Raw genomic sequence first — 16955 nt, 5'->3', positions numbered from 1 at the left:
GTGGGCAACCCTTCAGGGGAGTCCAGCGCAGTGTTTTCCGGAGGGAACATCCTCATGACTGACTACCGCGGAGTGGCGGCCGGCGACGTTGCCGCAATCCACCAGTTGTATGCATTGCAGAGTCATCTCATCGACTCCGGGCGTCAACGGGATTGGGCGGCAACATTTACGACTGACGGTGAGTTCCATTCGCCCAGCTATCCGGAACCGGTAGTCGGTTCTTCGGATCTCGAAGCTTTTGCCGGCCGGTTCTACTCCGGAGCCGAAGCGGCGGACGAGGTTCATCGGCACGTGATCACCAACTTGTTGGTAGAAACGGCAGTCGAAGCCGAGTTGACGGTGCGCGGCTATCTGCAGATCGTCGCGACCAAGCGCGGTGGGGACACGCGATTGGTTCGGATGACAACGATCACGGATCGAGTGATTCGAGTCGGTGACGAGTGGAAGATTGCCCGCCGCATCGTGTCCCGCGACGACGCGCCACGCAATCCCTAACCGTCTTTCACGTTTGTGCACAACAGAATTCAGTAGGAGATCAAATATCATGACCGTTAACGCCGATCAGACGAACCCGGGCCGCACCGTTGCCACGCAAATGTCGGCGGTGTACCCGGAGTTGGCAGGCAAGGTTGCCGTAGTGACCGGCGCTGCCCAGGGAATGGGGGCAACGTTCGCGGAAGGTCTGGCGTCACGCGGAGTCAACGTAGTCGGTGCAGACATCAACGAAGAGCAGATGCGGGAAACTGCCCAGACAATCAATGCTGCCCTGAGTGCAAACTCCTTGGCGGACAAGCCCGGCCGTGTGATCGGTGCCCGCGTCGACGTCACCAAGCCCGACGATCACGAGACGCTGGCCAAGCTGGCACTCGCGGAGTTCGGACAGGTCGACTTCTGGATCAACAACGCCGGTATCTTCCCGTTTGCGCTGGCCGAGGAGATCACACCCGAGCAGATCGGTGCGACGTTGAGCGTCAACGTCGAAGGCGTCCTGTACGGCGCTCAGGCCGCCGCTCGCCACATGAAGCCCGGTGGTGCCATCGTGAACATGTCCTCGGTGTCCGCTCTGCGCGTCCGTAAGGGCCGTGGTGCGTATTGCACGTCGAAGGCAGCCGTCGCGCACCTCACCGAATCTCTCGCAGTCGAATTCGGCGACAAGGGACTTCGTGTCAACTCCATAGCGCCCGGGTACATCGACACCGCCATGACCAAATGGGTCCAGGAAGATCCGGCCGCATTGGCCAAGGCTCTCGACGCTGTTCCGCTGCACCGGTTGGGTTCCCCGGAAGAGGTCTTCGGCCCGGTGCTGTTCCTGCTCTCGGACAGCGCGCGTTACGTCACCGGTCACAGCATTGCCGTCGACGGCGGTTCGCGACATGTCTGATCGCACGAATTATCCTGGTGTCGTTCTGGTTACGGGTGGTGCCGGGGGAATGGGAGCACACCACTCGCGCACGCTGGCGGCTCGTGGTTCCCACGTGTGCATCGCGGATGTGGCGGATTCCTCCGCTCTGGTCGAGGAGATCATCTCAGGCGGAGGTTCGGCGTCCGCGCATTCGCTCGATGTCACCGACCCCTCCGCGTGGGCGCGAGTTGTCGACGAAATCCGCTCTGCGCACGGTGAACTGGGCGGGCTGATCAATAATGCCGGTATCTCTCGGCGGCTCGAATTCATGGACACCCCTGATGACATCTGGGAACTGACCATGAAGATCAACCTCTTCGGGCCGTTTTACGGCATGAAGGCGGTGGCTCCGTTGATGCAGGAGAGCGGAGGCGGATCCATCGTCAACATCTCGTCCATCGCCGGTCAGGTCGGATACTTCTCACCGGCCTACTCCTCGAGCAAATGGGGCCTGACCGGGCTGTCGAAATCAGCGGCAGGCAACTTTGCGCAGTGGGGAATTCGTGTCAACTCGGTGCACCCGGGTCTGGTCGGTACGGACTTGCTCGGTGGAGCAAGCGATTTTGTTGCCGCGTCACTGAAGTCGGTTCCCTTCGGGCGCATGGCAACTCTGGACGAGATCACCGAGGCCGTTCTGTTCCTGCTGTCCGACAAGTCGACCTACACGAGTGGAACCGAAATCACTGTGGACGGCGGACTGGTCTCGAACGGCTTGTACCACCGCATCATTGCGGAGACTGGAGAACTTTCGTGAGTGATCACTGGGATGTTGTTGTCATCGGCGGCGGCGGAGCGGGACTCGCAGCTGCGGTATCGGCAGCCGAAGAGGGCGCTTCCGTGCTGCTGTTCGAGTCCGAGACCGAACTTGGCGGCTCCACAGCACTTTCCGCCGGCATCTTCACGGCTGCCGGCACCAGCGTGCAGTCCGGCCTGGGTATCGACGACACCGCGGAGAAGTTCTTCCAGCACTACATGGATCTCAACCAGTGGGTGCTTGCACCCGGATTGATTCGTGCGTTCTGCGAGAACGCCGCACCGACGCTCGAGTGGCTGATCGGCCTCGGCGTCGAGATCCCGGCCGCGATCTCGGGTAACGCCCATCAGCCGGGGCTGGCACAGGCCGGAGTCGAAGATGTCTGGCGTGGCCACGTTCCGAAAGACCAGGGATACGGTCTGATTCAGGTACTGGACAAGGCTCGGCGCAAGCACGGCATCGAAGTTATCTTCGGCACGCGGGTGCAGAAGCTGATCGAGGAAGACGGTCGGGTTGTCGGCGTGGTCGCCGACGACATCGAGGTTCCTGCGGGTGCCGTCGTCGTTGCATCCGGTGGCTTCGCTCAGGATCCGGCTCTGGTCGATCGCTACTTCCCTGACGCCAACAAAGCTGAAGAATCGTTGTTCGTCGTTGCCGCCGACGGCAGCCGCGGCGACCACCTGCGGTTCGCCGAGGATCTCGGCGCGTCGGTTGCCGGCGACGGCTGGGGCCTCATCATGCCGACCGTCTACTTCCAGCGGTTCCATCACTGGCAGTCCGGGTTTCCGCCGAAGTCCCGCGTCAACGTCAATCAGAACGGTCGGCGTTTTATGGACGAGGACGCGTCGTACGCGGTCTCGACGGGCATCATCGACCAGCAGGGCGGCTACGGCTGGATGATCTTCGACGAGGACGCCCGAGTGAATCAGACTCCCGGTTATGCAGACTGGAACCCCGAGCGTGTCGCCGAAGAAGCTGCTGCCGGTCGCACACTTCGAGCCGACACGGTCGAGGAACTCGCCGAACTGATCGGCGTTCCGGCGCAGACATTGACGGCAACGGTAGATCGTTGGAACGAGCAATTGCCCAACGGATACGACGACGACTTCCTGCGTCACCGCACGTTGCGAAACAAAGGTGCGGTCGGCAATCCGGACCGGATCGGCACCGCACCGTTCTACGCGGCAAAGATCCTTCCCGCCGAACTGGTGTGCACACACGCCGGTCTGGAAATCAACAGCAGTGCAGCAGTTCTCGGAAAAACCGGTGTTCCGATCGAGGGACTTTACGCCGCCGGCGAGGCCGGTGCCGGCATTCTGGGACTGCGCTACGTGGGCGGTGGCAACGCGGTTGCAAACGCTCTGACCATGGGTCGTATTGCGGGACGCAATGCGGCGAGTTTCACGAAGACCGACGCCGCGGGCGTACCGGTCAATTCCATTGCGCACGCCTGACGTCTATCGTTTGCGCTGCACGACTTCAGTCAGTAGGGACCAACATGTCAGAGAATGAGACCATGGCGCGCGCCGAGGGCGGCGTCGAAGACAGTGGCACTCCAGCCGAACGCCAGTCCACCGTCAAGGTGATTCGCGCGGCCATCGTCGGTACCGTCGTCGAGTACTACGACTTCGGTATCTACGGATACATGGCGACCACCATCGCCGCGCTGTTCTTCGTGTCCTCCGATCCGAATGCAGCGCTGCTCGGTACTTTCGCGGCGTTTGCCGTGGCCTTCTTCCTCCGTGTTCCCGGCGGAATCTTCTTCGGTCATATCGGCGACCGGTACGGCCGTAAGAACGCGCTGTCGTGGACCATCTTGCTGATGGTTATCGCCACCGCCGGTATGGGTCTGCTACCGACCTATGCCACGTTGGGCATGTGGGCGACATCGATCCTGGTGTTGGCTCGTTGCCTTCAAGGCTTCGCAGCCGGCGGTGAGCTCGGCGGTGCCAACGCATTTGTCTCCGAGTCCGCTCCGGCGCGGTGGCGTGCGACCCAGACGTCGATGGTCAACACCGGAACCTACCTGGGCTCTCTCGCGGCTTCGCTGATCGCACTCGGCCTCACGTCGGTGTTCTCCGAAGAACAGGTCCTCGAATGGGCATGGCGTCTGCCGTTCCTGCTCAGCCTGCTGATCGGTGGTATCGGTATCTGGATCCGTAGCCAGATGGAAGACACCCCGCAGTTCGAGGAGCTCCAGGAAAAGGGTGAGACCGAGTCCCTCCCGATCAAGGAACTGCTGCGCAGTTCAGGTGGCAGCGTCGTCAAGATCATCCTTCTCGGAGCGCTCATCACCGGCGGCTACTACATCGCTTCGGTGTACGCCGCGACGTACCTCCAGACTGCCGGCGGACACTCCAAGCAGGTTGCATTCCTGTCCACGTCGCTCGCCCTGGTGCTCGGCGTGATCACACTCCCCATCGCGGGTTACATGGCCGACAAGTACGGACGTCGTCCGGTGCTGTTTGCCGGTAGTGCCGCGTCGGTGGTCCTGGGCGTCCCGATGTTCATGCTGATGGCGAGTTCGGGCACGTGGGCTGCAGTGGCCGGTCAGTCGGTTCTGTTCATCTGCGTCTCCGTAGTCAACGGTGCGTCGTACGTGACGTACGTCGAGATGCTCAAGGCATCAGTGCGATACAGCGGCCTCGCCTTGGGTAACAACGTCACCAACATGCTTCTCGGTGGTACCGCACCGTTCATCGCGACGTACCTGATCAGCGTGACCGACAACAATCTGGCTCCGGCCGGCTACTTCGTGTTCTGCGCCCTGATCACATTTGTCACGGTGTTCTTCGTGAAGGAAACCAAAGGCGTCGCGCTGCAGATCGACTGAGCCCTGCTGTGCGCCTTTGTTAACCGCGGGCGGTTGACAAAGGCGCACAGTGCGTTACAGCTTTACACTCACCACGCGGGTCTCCAGGAAATCGTGGACACCGGCTTCGCCACCTTCCCGGCCGAAGCCACTGCTCTTCACTCCGCCGAAGGGAAGTTCGACTTCGAGGGCATTGTGGGTATTGACCCACACCTGACCGGCATCGATCTGTTCGGCGACCTCGACTGCGGCAGCTTGTTCTCCCCAGACAGATGCACCGAGTCCGAACTCCTGACTGTTCAGGAGGGAGACAACGTCGTCGACGTTGGTGTAGGCGACGACGGGGAATGCCAAACCGAACTGCTCGAACTTGACGATGTCGCTGGAGTCGTCCACACCGCGCACCAAAGCGGGTTCCATGAAATACCCGGGCAGAGTGGTGATTCGATTTCCACCGGTGATGGCTGCGCCGTCAGCTCTGGCCTTGTCGAGCAGGCCCTGCACGTACTCGAGTTGCGCAGAATTGTGCAGGGGACCGACCGTGGTGCCGGCTGCGGCCCCGTCGCCCACCACCATTGTCGACATGACCGCTTCGAACGTGGCGCAGAAGGCGTCGACCTTGTCGGCGGGCACGTACGCGCGCTTGGGGGCGATGCACATCTGCCCGCTGTTGAAGAAGGCGGAGTGCGCCAAAAATTCTGCGGCGTAATTGATATCTGCGCTGTCGAGGAGGATCGCGGGATCGTTGCCACCAAGCTCGAGGGTGACCGGCGTGATCGTTTCGGCGGCCTGCTTCATGATCGCCTTGCCAACCCCCGTTGAACCGGTGAACGAGACCTTGCGCACGGCAGCGTGTTCGATCAACGCCTTGCCGGTATCCGGTCCGCCGTAGACGATGTCGAGTACGCCCTCGGGAAGAATGCTTTGCAGGATGCGGACAACCTCACCGACTACCAGCGACACCGACTCGGCAGGTTTGACCAGGACTGTGTTTCCTGCGGCCAGTGCGGGCGCAATCTTGGCCATCATGAGGAAGATCGGGAAGTTCCACGGCACGATAGCCGCAACGACGCCCAACGGGCGGTGCTGAATTCGAGCGTCGCGTATCGGCGATGCCGGGGCTTGCGATTCGTCCGCCCAGTCGAGGCGGGCGAAGTGTGCGAGGCAGCGGGCCGAGATCCAGACTTCGCCGCTCGAATCGGTGAGCGACTTACCCTGTTCCGCGGTGAGTAGGGCGGAGATCGCCGGGGACTGCCTCATCAATTCGTAGGAACAGGCAGCGAGTAGACCCTGCCGGGTGCTCCGCGACGTTCGCCAGGACTGGAATGCGGACTGGGCGGCAACAGCTTTCGCATCGAGTTCGGCCGGCGTGGTGACGGCGGTGCGCCCCACTTCCTCGAGAGTCGCCGGATTGATCGAGATCAGTTCGTTGTCGGTGCTCATAGTGGTTCTCCTGACTAGGCGCTGGTCGCCATCGCGGCCATGGCCGGCGCGATGTACGAACGGAAGATCATGGCGCTGAATCCGCCGTCGATCGGGATGTCTGCTCCGCTGATCCAGGCCGCGTCTGTGGAGGCGAGGAAGATGATGGCGTCGGCGATCTCGCCTGGCTGGGCATGACGGCCCGCCCAGGTGACGGCACCGGAGATGGCGGCGTCACCCATGGTGGCCGTGAAGTCCTTCAGGAGCGGCGTGCCGACTGTGCCGGGGGAGACAGAGTTGGAACGTAGTCCGATGTGCTTGCCGTCGACGGCCAGGTTGCCCGCATTGATGATGGCGGCTTCCTTGGAGAGGTTGTAGCAGACCTCCTCGATACCGGGGAAGTCTGCGAGAGATTCGAGGGCGTCGTCCCAATTATCGATGGCGAGAAAGGCATTGAGCCGGGCAAAGTTCTGCTGCCACAGAAAACCTGCCTGTGACGCGGTCGTGACTACCGCCGGGTCGACGGCAAATTTCGGCAGGAGAAGGCGAGTGAGATCGCGCGGGGCGAGCGCGTTGATCGACATGACGGTTCGCCACGGCAGTGTTGCCGCGACGCCGGCGTTGTTGATCAGCACATCGACGGGGCCGTCGATCTGCGCGGCGATGTCAGCGACACCCGACTGGGTGGAGAGGTCGCCGACAATCATCTGGGCGATCGAGTTGTCGGTCGAGGCAACTCGGTCGACACCGATCACGCGGGCGCCGAGAGCGGCAAGTTTGGTGGCGGCCTCGGCTCCGATTCCGGACGAACATCCGGTGAGGACAACGGTTTTGCCGGTGAAACTGATCATGATTGATGCTCCTGACGTAAGGGGTGGCTACCAGGTGACGGGAAGTGAGAAGACTCCGTTGATCCCGGACCACACTTTGAACTGCAGTTCTTCGGGCGGAGCGGCCAGTTTCAGCGTCGGCACCCGGCGGGCCAGGGTTTCGAAGATGATCTGTAGTTCGAGACGAGCCAGGGCCTGACCGATGCACTGATGAACGCCGTAGCCGAAAGCGAAGTGGTCACGTGCTTTTCGATGGATGTCGAGTGCGTCTGCACCGGGGAAGTGGGCGTCGTCGCGGTTGGCCGACAGGTTGAGCGGGATGATGGCTTCGCCGGCGGGAATGGTGACGCCACCGATTTCGATGTCCTCGGTCGAGGATCGGAGGATGACAAGATGGACGACGGTCAGGTAGCGCAGCAGTTCTTCGACGGCATTGCGAACCAGCGCCGGGTTCTCCTGCATCTGCGCCCACTGCTCAGGGTGCTGCAGCAAGGTGTACATGCCAAGGGCGGTCATGTTGGTGGTGGTGTCATGCCCGGCGATGATGAGGAGGAATCCGGAGTTCTCGACGTCCATCATCGTGATGGTGCCTGCCCGTTCGGCGGCCACGAGCTGACCGATGATGTCGTCACCCGGATCATCAAGTGCTGCTCGTTCGTTCGCGATCTTGCGGATATATCCGCGTAGATCGTTCATGGCTGCAATGGCTCGGCCCATCGCGTCGGGGTTCGTGAGGTCATTGGCCATCAGAGCCTCGTCGGCGGCCTTGTTGAAGAATGCGCGGTCCTCGGCGTGCACGCCCAGAATCCAGCTCAGAACCGTGCTGGGGATGGGGAGCGCAACGGCCTTCACGAAGTCGGTCTGGCCTTCGGGAGTGGCCAGCATCGCGTCGATGGTGGTGTCGACGAGTTCTTGCAGCGCCGGACGGATCTTCTTCATCGCGGTGAGCGTGAAGTTCTTGGCCAGCAGGTTGCGGAAGATCTCGTGCTCGGCGCCGTCCATCCGCAAGAAAAGTCGCTGGTCTTCGGGTTCGGGTGGTGCGCCGAATCGGGGATATCCGGGATTGCGGCTGTCGGCGCTGACTCGCGGATCGGACAGGATCGAGCGTACGTCGTCGTAACGGGTTACGAGCCACGCATATTCGCCGCCGAAGATCTCGACTCGCGTGACGGGGGCGTTCTCACGCAACCACTGGTACTCGGCCGGCGGGTCGATCGGAGGGCGAGGCCAGGGGAAGGGCGCGCTCGGGTGTTCGGTGACGGACGGGACGGTACTCGTCATGGTGAATCCTTTGTCTGGGTGAGATTTGTGCGCCACTTGAAAGGCAGTGGGGGATGAAATCACCAGGTGCACTGCAGGATTGCAGGTCTGTGATTGCGAATGATGGAGAGGCAACAGGATTTGACGTGGGTGCGATAACGCCGGTCCCGGTGAGTGGGACTGAGCCTGTCCGGTGCTTGAATGCGCTGGGCTCGGCACTATTGACACGTGTCAAAAACTTCCATACGATGTGGTTCGGCTCACAAACTGATCGACGTGAAGGTGGATTGTGGAATCGGCTGTGCGAGACGGTGTTGATGCCGGAAGGTCGGATAAAGGTGAACTTCGGCGTGAGTCGATTCTGCGTGCCTTGGAAAACCTTTTGGAGACAACAACTCTCCATGAACTGAATGTCCGCGATATTTCCAAGGCTGCCGGGGTAACCCGTTCGGCCTTCTACTTCTATTTCGACAACAAAGCTGCGGCAGTCAGCGAACTCAGCAAAGCGGTGGACGAAGAGGTTGCAGCAGCGTCGGCAATCTATTCGGGCGGGACTGATGATCCCGCGCGGCAAGTCGGGCAGATGATCGGTGCGGTTCGTGATACCTGGATGCGCCACCCACATTTGTTCCGGGCAATGCGCGACGCCAGATCATCGGACCCCGGGGTGGACGACCTGTGGAACCGTGGGTTGGAAGGGTTTGTCGAACCTGTTGCGGCAGTGATCGATTCGGAGCGGGAATCCGGCCGCGCGCCTGTCGGTGCCGACAGTCGGATGCTTGCGCTTGTTCTGTTGGAAAGCATTGCCCGCATGGGCGATCGCTACTGGATCGGTGATCAAAAGGCTGCTGATGTGGCTGCGGCAACGCAGGCACTGTGCGCGGTCTGGATGGGGTCGATTTATGGACGTGTATAGCAAGTCAACTGGCATCGACGCTGGAGAAGCGCTGTCCCGATACGCGCCGGAAGTATCAGAAGTGCTGTACCGCATGATCTTTAGCAGTAGCGGTGTGCTCGACGCGCAGGTGCGCTCGACCTGCGCCGAGGCTTTGTCGCTGTCTGCCTTGCCGTTGCCGCCGTCGACTGACTTCGCCCAGGAATCGGTAGCGCACGATTTTGCCGAGCAGTTCAGCATCGACGTGTCGAATGTCGACAGCAGTCTGCGCGGCGCGTTGTTGAACGAACTGGGATCGCAGGCCAAGGAATTCGTGTTTGCGGTGTATGCGGCGGACTGGTTTCCGCGGCTACTGCATGCATTGGATCTGCTGTTCAGGCCGTCGACAATGCAATGGCCGCCACCGCAGGACTGGCGCGAAACAGAACTGTCGGTGGACAGTGCAGAATTCTCGCGCAGCGTGGCGCGGTTGCGGGTTCTCGATCCGGTCACCACCGAACTTGTGCGGCTGCGCCAAGCTCGCCAACACAATTGCAGATTGTGCAAGTCCCTGCGAATGAGTTCTGCGCTCGAGGCCGGTGCCGACGAAGCCCTCTTCGACGAGGTCGACAACTACCAGGGCAGCGGGTTGTCGGATCGCCACAAGGCGGCTTTGGCGCTGGCTGACGCGATGGTGTGGCAACCCGGCTACATCCCGGCTCACGTGATCAGTGAAGTGCACGAACATTTCTCGCCGGCTGAGGCCGTGGAACTGGTTCTGGATATGACCAGAAACGCAAGCTCGAAGGTGGCTGTCGCGTTCGGTTCGGACGCCCCGCACGTGGATGAAGGCGTGGAAATCTACGAGGTGGACGAGGACGGGCAGGTCACGTTCGGGTTGGGCTTCCGTGCCTAGCTCCGACGACCCTTCGTGCATACCTACATTCGACTGATTCCGGCGCAGAGAAGTTCGACCAGGCGCCGATAAACGCGGTCGGGATCCGTGCCGGCTGGGTGGCCTTCTTGGGACTCCAACACGCAGAAGCCGTGCAGTGCGCTTCGCAACGACCACGCTGCCTGCTCCGAGTCGTCTTCACCGAGGCCGTATCCGGCAATGACTCGGTTGATGACGTCGACAACTTCTCCGACCGCTGCGACGAGGTCTGCGTGTGGGGCTGTCGGGTAGCGGTCGGTGATCGCGTACAGCCCGGGGTGGATGCGAACAAATTCTCGCCACGCGTCGGCGAGAGCCACGACGGCGTCGTCGCGGGAGAGGCCGACTGCGGCGTCGCGGAGGTGCTGGGCGAGCAGTTTCCGGGCGAGGAGGCTGAGCTGGTGTTGGACGTCGTCGACGCCGTCAACGTGCTTGTAGAGAGCTGATTGCCGCACGTCGAGGGTGTCGGCGAGTTGGCTGAGAACCAGTGCGTCCGGGCCTTTGCTGTCCACAAGTTCGGCTGCGGCCGAGATGACACGTTCGCGGGTGACCGGGGTTCTCATGGCTCCATCTTCCCTTGTAGGGCAGATCTCACTGTCGGTGATACATTATCACCATGAGTGATGATGTATCTTCGGGACTCGCCTCGGCGCGGACCGGCGACGAGCAACGCCGTCGAGATCTGCGAGTGGTTGTCTCTGGTGCATGCATTCTCGGCCTCACGTCGATCCTGTACGACCTGTCCGGGGTGTCGCCCGCGACCGGCGCGTTCTTCCGGTGCGTCTACGCCTTGATTCCGCTCGGGATCCTCGTCTGGGTTCAACGACGCCGCCAACCGGGAAAGACCTCGACGAGGCCGTGGATAGTCAAGGCTGTTCTTGCTGGAGTGTTCCTGGGCGTCGACCTCGTTCTGTGGCACGAGGCGATTCACTCGATTGGCGCCGGTTTGTCGACGGTGCTCTTGAATCTGCAGGTGCTCTTTGTGGCTGTCCTGGGCTACATAGTGCTACGCCAGCGCATTACGAAGGAACTGGTGACGAGCCTGCCACTTCTCCTGGTGGGTGTGGCGTTGGTTGCGGGAATGAGTACGACGCTCACCGGAGCCAACCCTGCTGTAGGTGCGACGTTCGCGGTGATCGCTGCCGGCGCGTATGCCGTGTATATCTTCCTGATGGGATTGGCGACGCGAGCTGCGGGCCGGACTGCATTGCCGGTGCTGGTTTCCACGATCGCTACCGGACTTACATCCGGCTTGATCGGAATTGTCACCGGAACTCTTGATCTTGCACCAGCTTTACCTGCTCAAGGGTGGCTCATCCTGCTGGCCTTGGTATCTCAAGTGGTGGGGTGGCTATTGGTGGCAAGTGCGAGCCAGCGGTTGCCAGCTGGTTCCGTTGCCGCCAGCTTGGTGCTGCAATCGGCGTCGGCGTTAGTGTTCGGTGCCTTTCTGCTTTCTCAGATCCCCAGCGTCGTGCAGATTGTCGGTGCGGCGCTGATTCTTGCCGGAGTGGTTGTCGCGACGCGGCAGCCTGCAGCGAAAACACCGACAGCCGTTGTCGGTGAACGAATGGAGACACGAGCATGACCGTGACGGCCGACCGCATCTACATCAACGGCGACATCAAGACCATGGACGGATCGGGCTCAGTTGCGCCGACGGCTATGGCAAGCAAGGACGGCAGATTTGTGGCCGTCGGATCCGATGCCGAGATCACGGTGCTGGCCGGACCTGACGTGGAGATCGTGGATCTGGATGGAGCGGTGGTAGTTCCCGGATTCATCGAAACCCATCTGCATCCGATGATGTGGGGATTGATGCTCGGTGACGTCGAGGCCACGACGGGTGCGTGCCCCACAATCGACGCGGTTGTTGCTGCATTGGCCGCGCGCGCGGAGACGACGCCGCCTGGTGAGGCAATCCAGGCGTGGGGATTCGACGACAGTCTTGTGGCCGAGGACCGGGGATTGACGACAGCAGATCTCGACCGCGCGTCGACGCAACATCCGATTTTGGTGCGTCACCTGTCTGCTCACGGGATCTACGTCAACTCGCTTGCACTGGAAATGGCTGGGATCACGCAGGCTACCGTCGACCCCGAGGGTGGCGTCATCGTCCGCGATGCCGACGGCACACCTACCGGTGAGCTGTGCGAGATTCCGGCAATGTCGTTGGTGCACAATCTGGCTCCGGCAATGGACCCGGGTGCCTCCAAGCTGGCGCTACTGCGAGCGCAAGATGTGATGGCATCCGTAGGCGTGACCAGCTTCCACGACATGTACGTCACCTCGGAGATGTACGACGCCTACCGCGAGCTTGACGACGAGGGCGAACTGCGCCTACGTGCGCGGCTGTACCTGGGTCATGGTGTGCACGATCAGTTGGGCGAACTAGCTGATTCGACCAGCCATGTAGCGGTTGGCGGCGTGAAACTGATTTCGGACGGTTCCATTCAGCTGCACACTGCGGCGCTGAGCGAGCCGTATCACGATTTGGGTGGATGTCATTGTGGTGGAATGGCAATCCCGTCGGGTGCGCTCGATGCTCTGGTGAGCGAGCATCACGGCGCGGGACGGCAGGTAGCGATTCACACCAACGGTGATCAGGCAATCGACCACGCGCTCGATGCCATTGCCCTCGCCAAGGCCGCGTACCCTGACATCGACATTGTGCACCGGCTCGAGCACGTGCAGACGCTTCGCGAGGATCAAATTCGGCGAATGGTCGAAGTAGGTGTTGTTGCATCGATTTTCGTCAATCACGTCTACTACTGGGGTGATCGTCACCGCGATCGTTTTCTCGGTCCCGGCCGAGGTGAACGAATCAGCCCGGTAGCGTCGGTCGTGGCTGCCGGACTTCCCTACGGTTTGCATTGTGATTGCCCGGTCACTCCGGTGAATCCGCTCTTCACCATGAATACCGCTGTCCATCGGCTGACACGCGAAGGTCATGTTCTCGGTGCGCAGCAACGTGTGAGTACGCACGATGCGTTGTCCGGCTACACACATGCCGCCGCACGCATCACCGGCGAAGAGGTGGACAAGGGCAGAATCGCAGTAGGTCTGCTGGCGGATTTTGTTGTCCTTGACGGAGATCCGCTTGTAGATGACACTGTCGATCTGGCGGCACTTCGGGTACTGCGGACTGTTGTGGGCGGAGAAACGATCTTCACGGTGTGACGGTCAGGAGCAGACTCTGATGGCGCCTCACGAACAGGCTCGGCACCCATTCGGGAGGCGCACCGTCTGTCAGGCTCACGTGTTGGCTCTTCTCGAGCAGCATTGTGAGTGCGATCTTTGCTTCCAGTCGAGCAAGAGCGGCGCCGACGCAGAAGTGGGCTCCCTTGCCGAAAGCCAAATGCGAGCGAAGATTTGGCCGTCCGATGTTCGGGCTGTCCGGATCCGGGAAGGTGGCTGGATCGCGATTGGCGGAGCCCCACAAGAGGATGAGATGGCTTCCCGCCGAAAGTGGGACGCCGCCTAGCGTCGTATCGCGGGTGACATGGCGATGGTGTCCGCGGAACGGGGACTCGAGTCGTAGCGATTCTTCGAGGAACGGTGGAATCAATTCGTGATTCTCTCGAAGTTCTTGCTGTAGTAAGGGATTGTCGGCCAGTATCCGAGCGGAATTAGCGATCAAACCTGCGGTGGACTCGCCTCCAGCGCCGACAAGTTGGACGAGAATCAATACTGCGACGGTTGTATCGATATCGCCGTTGGTGTTGGCGCGCACCAGATCGCCGAGTAGGTTCTCGCCTGGTGCGGCCTGGGCGGCTTCCAGTTTGTTGTACAGGTACCCGGCGAGTTGGGTGGCTGCGTTCACGACTTCGGGCAGGCGTTCAGCGCTCACCAACCCGCTGAGCAACTCAGTGCTGTCGTAAGACCACGTCAGTAGTTGCGGCACATCCGCTTCGGGTAGTCCGATCAGATGGGCGACCATCTGCAGTGGTAGTCGATCGGCGAGCGCAGAAACCCACTCGATGTGCCGTCCATCGAAGTGGTTGTTCCACAACCGTTCTGCGTAGTCGGCGATGGCAGGTTCCATGGTGCGGATTCGTTTGGCGACCAGTGTGGGTAGAACCAGTTTGCGATGTCTTTGATGGCTGGGATCGTCAGTGGTGGCAAGGACGTGAATCGCTTGCCCATTGCCATCCATGTCGAACGTGACCGGTGGACCTTCTGCCGGGTGGACCAGAACACCGGTGAGATGGGACGAGAAGTCTTCGGTCCGGGTGAGTGCCTCGGTGACAAGTTTCCAACTCGAGACGAGGTAGAAGTTGGTACCGGAAACCCGGTACGCCGGGCACTTTTGTCGTAGTGACGCATACAGCGGGTACGGATTTTCGATGTTTGTGATGGCAAATGGGTTGATGTCGGTCGAGGCGGTCATCGGCCTAAGAATTCTCCGCTCGCACAGGCATTGTCAACACCGAAAAATGCGAGTTGACCAGGGAGTTTCATAAATTCTCACCCGATTCGTCGTTCTCGCATTCGATGCTGGTCACAGCAGTGGAATGGGTCCGAAGATGAGAATCTTTGGCTATCTTTGTCTCATGGTGAGACATATTGAACCGAAAGGCGCAGACTGGCTGGCCGGCGGTAATCGTCATGAGTTGGCGGTGGAACGCATCTATGCGGCCGCCGCCGAACTCATTCTCGAGCGCGGATTCCAACGAATCAGCGTCGAGGAGGTGGCCGAGCGCGCGGGGTGCTCGCGGGCAACGCTGTACCGCTACGTCGGCGGGAAGAAGGCGATCCAAGACGGAGTGATCTCCCGTGCGGTTGAAGCGGTAGCACTCGAGGTGTCAGCTGCCGTCGAACCATTGGAAGGGGAGCGGCGGGTAGTCGAAGCCGTACTTGCTTCGGTGCGTGCGATCCGGGCGAACGCTGCAGTCAGTGCAGGATTCGCGTCTGCCCGGGGCAAGGGAATGGACGAGTACCTCATGTCGTCGCCGCTGCTGGGTGAGTCGGCGAAGCATCTTGCGGGGCTGGGCGCCGGCGACGAAACCTCACAGTGGGTGGTCAGGATAGTTCTCACGCTACTTGCCTGGCCGTTGCCTGATGAAGAATCAGAACGACGCATGGTCGAATCTTTTATCGGGAGGTGATTGCCCCTTCTGCCTCCGCAGCGATGCGTAGATCGCGCTTGAGGACCTTACCGGCAGCAGAGAGGGGCAGAGCGTCGACGAACTGCATCGAGCGGGGTGCCTTGTACGCGGAGACAAGCGATTTCACGTGATCGCGAAGTTCCTCGAACTCGACGTGAACGCCGGGATGCAGAACCACCACGGCATGTACTCGCTCGCCCCACTTCGGATCGCGCACTCCCACAACAGAACACGCAGCGACAGCAGAATGCCTGGCCAGCGCGTTCTCCACCTCCGTGGAATAGACGTTCTCACCTCCGGTGATGATCATGTCCTTGATCCGGTCGACGATGAACAGATAACCGCGTTCGTCGAGGTATCCCGCGTCGCCGGTGTGCATCCAGCCGCCGGCGAGAGCCTCGGCCGTCTCGGCAGGAAGATTCCGGTATCCGAGCATCAGATGGTCACCGCGAGTAACTATTTCGCCGACGGTTCCGGTTGGTGCCTCGTTTCCGGCGGGATCGACGATCTGCACTTCGCAATGCGGAAGTGCGCGACCGGCAGAGCGAAGCAATTCGCCGCCTTTCAGGTGATCTGCAGCGCTCAGGACGGTGATGTGCGCTGTTTCGGTCATCCCGTAACCCTGAGTGAAACCGCTATGCGGAAACACCTCCATGGCGCGTTCGAGCAGAGCCGGCGAAATGGGGGAGGCGCCGTACCTGACGACTTGCACACTCGAACGGTCGTAGGAATCGAGATCGTCTGCGGCAACCAACATGTGAAGCATTGTCGGTACGACGCCCACCGTGGTGGGACGATGTCGGTCGATCGCCTCGAGCATGGCCCTGGCCGAGAACACCGGCAGGAATACCTGCGTGCCGCCCATGAGGTTCTGCGCCATCCAGCTCGCGATGCCGGCGATGTGGAACAGTGGATTCGCAAGCAGATTCACGCCGTCGGCGATGGCGGGTTTGCCGGCAGCCAGCGTTCCGAACGTCGACGTCATCAGGCCTTTGTGGCTGACCATCACCCCTTTGGAACGGCCAGTCGTTCCACCTGTGTAGAGCAGAAGCGCAACGGCGTCGTCGCCGATCCGTAGGTCGGGGACAGGTTCCGATTCGGCGATGAGACGGTCGTAGTCGATCATGCCCGTGGGGACAGCCCCCGAGCCGGCGTACACGACGCGGTCCAGGGTGGGGCAGAGTTCGCGGAGTTCGGGAACCAGTGGGGCGGAATTCTCGTCCACGATCAAAATCGTGGATCCGGAATCCTCGAGGGCAAAGGCGATTTCCGGCGCGGTCCACCGTGAGTTGAGCGGGCTGACCGTTGCGCCTGACCACCAACCAGCCAAGATCGTCTCGTGACATCGATCCGAATTGAGCGACAGGAGTGAGACGCAATCGCCCGTACCGGTGCCCAGTCCGTTCGCGAGTCGCGCCACGCGATCAGCAGATTCGGTGGTGCTGAAGGTTCGATCGCCGAACACCGTCATGGGGCGTCCCGGCGATTCGCGCAGGGACCGATGAATGAACTGGGTCAAAAACATGACTGTCCTCCGGCGGCAGTGAATCAACGACTCCGAA

The 16955-nt window shown here is 61.1% G+C and carries 16 protein-coding genes; 10 read left to right on the top strand and 6 right to left on the bottom strand.

All coding sequences use genetic code 11. The features are described from left to right. Positions 1-54 precede the first annotated feature (54 nt). From C7T36_RS09305 to C7T36_RS09285, 5 genes are read left to right on the top strand one after another with little or no spacing between them, the layout of a single operon-like run. Positions 55-495: a nuclear transport factor 2 family protein gene (locus C7T36_RS09305; RefSeq protein ID WP_045064870.1), complete on the top strand. Its 441-nt coding sequence runs from the start codon at positions 55-57 to the stop codon at positions 493-495. A 49-nt stretch (positions 496-544) separates the two neighbouring features. Next, positions 545-1381 carry an SDR family NAD(P)-dependent oxidoreductase gene (locus C7T36_RS09300; protein WP_045064868.1) on the top strand — a complete coding sequence of 279 codons (837 nt, stop codon included), beginning with the start codon at positions 545-547 and terminating at the stop codon, positions 1379-1381. Further along, the gene (locus C7T36_RS09295; RefSeq protein ID WP_033236670.1) at positions 1374-2156 is read left to right on the top strand and encodes an SDR family NAD(P)-dependent oxidoreductase; all 783 of its coding nucleotides are present in this window, start codon (positions 1374-1376) and stop codon (positions 2154-2156) included. The genes C7T36_RS09300 and C7T36_RS09295 overlap by 8 nt, the downstream gene beginning before the upstream one ends. Further along, positions 2153-3610: an FAD-dependent oxidoreductase gene (locus C7T36_RS09290; protein ID WP_045064866.1), complete on the top strand. Its 1458-nt coding sequence runs from the start codon at positions 2153-2155 to the stop codon at positions 3608-3610. Before C7T36_RS09295 ends, C7T36_RS09290 begins: the two co-directional genes overlap by 4 nt. A 44-nt stretch (positions 3611-3654) precedes the next feature. After that, positions 3655-4989, top strand: a complete 1335-nt coding sequence (locus C7T36_RS09285) for an MFS transporter (protein WP_033236672.1) — start codon at positions 3655-3657, stop codon at positions 4987-4989. Between the two features lie 54 nt (positions 4990-5043). On the opposite strand, the gene C7T36_RS09280 is transcribed toward C7T36_RS09285, so the two are convergent. From C7T36_RS09280 to C7T36_RS09270, 3 genes are read right to left on the bottom strand one after another with little or no spacing between them, the layout of a single operon-like run. Continuing rightward, positions 5044-6411, bottom strand: a complete 1368-nt coding sequence (locus C7T36_RS09280; RefSeq protein ID WP_045064864.1) for an aldehyde dehydrogenase family protein — start codon at positions 6409-6411, stop codon at positions 5044-5046. A gap of 14 nt (positions 6412-6425) precedes the next feature. Further along, entirely contained in the window at positions 6426-7241 is an 816-nt protein-coding gene (locus C7T36_RS09275; protein ID WP_045064862.1) for an SDR family oxidoreductase, read from the bottom strand. 27 nt (positions 7242-7268) lie between these two features. Further along, positions 7269-8501 carry a cytochrome P450 gene (locus C7T36_RS09270; RefSeq protein ID WP_045064860.1) on the bottom strand — a complete coding sequence of 411 codons (1233 nt, stop codon included), beginning with the start codon at positions 8499-8501 and terminating at the stop codon, positions 7269-7271. Between the two features lie 349 nt (positions 8502-8850). Between C7T36_RS09270 and C7T36_RS09265 the strand changes: the two genes are divergently transcribed. Continuing rightward, entirely contained in the window at positions 8851-9396 is a 546-nt protein-coding gene (locus C7T36_RS09265; RefSeq protein WP_258190597.1) for a TetR/AcrR family transcriptional regulator, read from the top strand. 73 nt (positions 9397-9469) lie between these two features. Continuing rightward, positions 9470-10270: a carboxymuconolactone decarboxylase family protein gene (locus tag C7T36_RS09260; protein WP_239654631.1), complete on the top strand. Its 801-nt coding sequence runs from the start codon at positions 9470-9472 to the stop codon at positions 10268-10270. 23 nt (positions 10271-10293) lie between these two features. On the opposite strand, the gene C7T36_RS09255 is transcribed toward C7T36_RS09260, so the two are convergent. Further along, a complete protein-coding gene (locus tag C7T36_RS09255; RefSeq protein ID WP_033236676.1) occupies positions 10294-10851 on the bottom strand; it encodes a TetR/AcrR family transcriptional regulator in 558 nt (185 codons plus the stop codon). A gap of 53 nt (positions 10852-10904) precedes the next feature. Between C7T36_RS09255 and C7T36_RS09250 the strand changes: the two genes are divergently transcribed. Both C7T36_RS09250 and C7T36_RS09245 read left to right on the top strand, forming a co-directional pair. After that, positions 10905-11873, top strand: a complete 969-nt coding sequence (locus C7T36_RS09250; protein WP_045064857.1) for a DMT family transporter — start codon at positions 10905-10907, stop codon at positions 11871-11873. After that, a complete protein-coding gene (locus C7T36_RS09245) occupies positions 11870-13465 on the top strand; it encodes an amidohydrolase (RefSeq protein WP_045064856.1) in 1596 nt (531 codons plus the stop codon). The genes C7T36_RS09250 and C7T36_RS09245 overlap by 4 nt, the downstream gene beginning before the upstream one ends. On the opposite strand, the gene C7T36_RS09240 is transcribed toward C7T36_RS09245, so the two are convergent. Further along, a complete protein-coding gene (locus C7T36_RS09240; protein WP_045064854.1) occupies positions 13455-14675 on the bottom strand; it encodes a cytochrome P450 in 1221 nt (406 codons plus the stop codon). The genes C7T36_RS09245 and C7T36_RS09240 overlap by 11 nt on opposite strands. Before the next feature lie 163 nt (positions 14676-14838). Here C7T36_RS09240 and C7T36_RS09235 point away from each other — a divergent pair, with 163 nt between their 5' ends. Continuing rightward, positions 14839-15393, top strand: coding sequence for a TetR/AcrR family transcriptional regulator (locus tag C7T36_RS09235; protein WP_045064852.1), 555 nt, complete (start codon positions 14839-14841; stop codon positions 15391-15393). On the opposite strand, the gene C7T36_RS09230 is transcribed toward C7T36_RS09235, so the two are convergent. After that, positions 15380-16918 carry an AMP-binding protein gene (locus C7T36_RS09230; RefSeq protein WP_045064851.1) on the bottom strand — a complete coding sequence of 513 codons (1539 nt, stop codon included), beginning with the start codon at positions 16916-16918 and terminating at the stop codon, positions 15380-15382. The genes C7T36_RS09235 and C7T36_RS09230 overlap by 14 nt on opposite strands. Positions 16919-16955 lie beyond the last annotated feature (37 nt).

Source organism: Rhodococcus sp. AD45-ID (assembly GCF_003023755.1).
GTDB lineage: Bacteria > Actinomycetota > Actinomycetes > Mycobacteriales > Mycobacteriaceae > Rhodococcus_F > Rhodococcus_F globerula.
The sequence above is the reverse complement of the archived record's forward strand: the minus strand, read 5'-3'. Positions and strand labels throughout refer to the sequence as shown.

Coding starts and splice junctions, on each gene's coding strand:
- C7T36_RS09305 (WP_045064870.1), top strand. CDS start 55: ATGACTGACTACCGCGGAGTGGCGGCCGGCGACGTTGCCGCAATCCAC.
- C7T36_RS09300 (WP_045064868.1), top strand. CDS start 545: ATGACCGTTAACGCCGATCAGACGAACCCGGGCCGCACCGTTGCCACG.
- C7T36_RS09295 (WP_033236670.1), top strand. CDS start 1,374: ATGTCTGATCGCACGAATTATCCTGGTGTCGTTCTGGTTACGGGTGGT.
- C7T36_RS09285 (WP_033236672.1), top strand. CDS start 3,655: ATGTCAGAGAATGAGACCATGGCGCGCGCCGAGGGCGGCGTCGAAGAC.
- C7T36_RS09280 (WP_045064864.1), bottom strand. CDS start 6,411: ATGAGCACCGACAACGAACTGATCTCGATCAATCCGGCGACTCTCGAG.
- C7T36_RS09275 (WP_045064862.1), bottom strand. CDS start 7,241: ATGATCAGTTTCACCGGCAAAACCGTTGTCCTCACCGGATGTTCGTCC.
- C7T36_RS09270 (WP_045064860.1), bottom strand. CDS start 8,501: ATGACGAGTACCGTCCCGTCCGTCACCGAACACCCGAGCGCGCCCTTC.
- C7T36_RS09260 (WP_239654631.1), top strand. CDS start 9,470: ATGATCTTTAGCAGTAGCGGTGTGCTCGACGCGCAGGTGCGCTCGACC.
- C7T36_RS09255 (WP_033236676.1), bottom strand. CDS start 10,851: ATGAGAACCCCGGTCACCCGCGAACGTGTCATCTCGGCCGCAGCCGAA.
- C7T36_RS09250 (WP_045064857.1), top strand. CDS start 10,905: ATGAGTGATGATGTATCTTCGGGACTCGCCTCGGCGCGGACCGGCGAC.
- C7T36_RS09245 (WP_045064856.1), top strand. CDS start 11,870: ATGACCGTGACGGCCGACCGCATCTACATCAACGGCGACATCAAGACC.
- C7T36_RS09240 (WP_045064854.1), bottom strand. CDS start 14,675: ATGACCGCCTCGACCGACATCAACCCATTTGCCATCACAAACATCGAA.
- C7T36_RS09235 (WP_045064852.1), top strand. CDS start 14,839: ATGGTGAGACATATTGAACCGAAAGGCGCAGACTGGCTGGCCGGCGGT.
- C7T36_RS09230 (WP_045064851.1), bottom strand. CDS start 16,918: ATGTTTTTGACCCAGTTCATTCATCGGTCCCTGCGCGAATCGCCGGGA.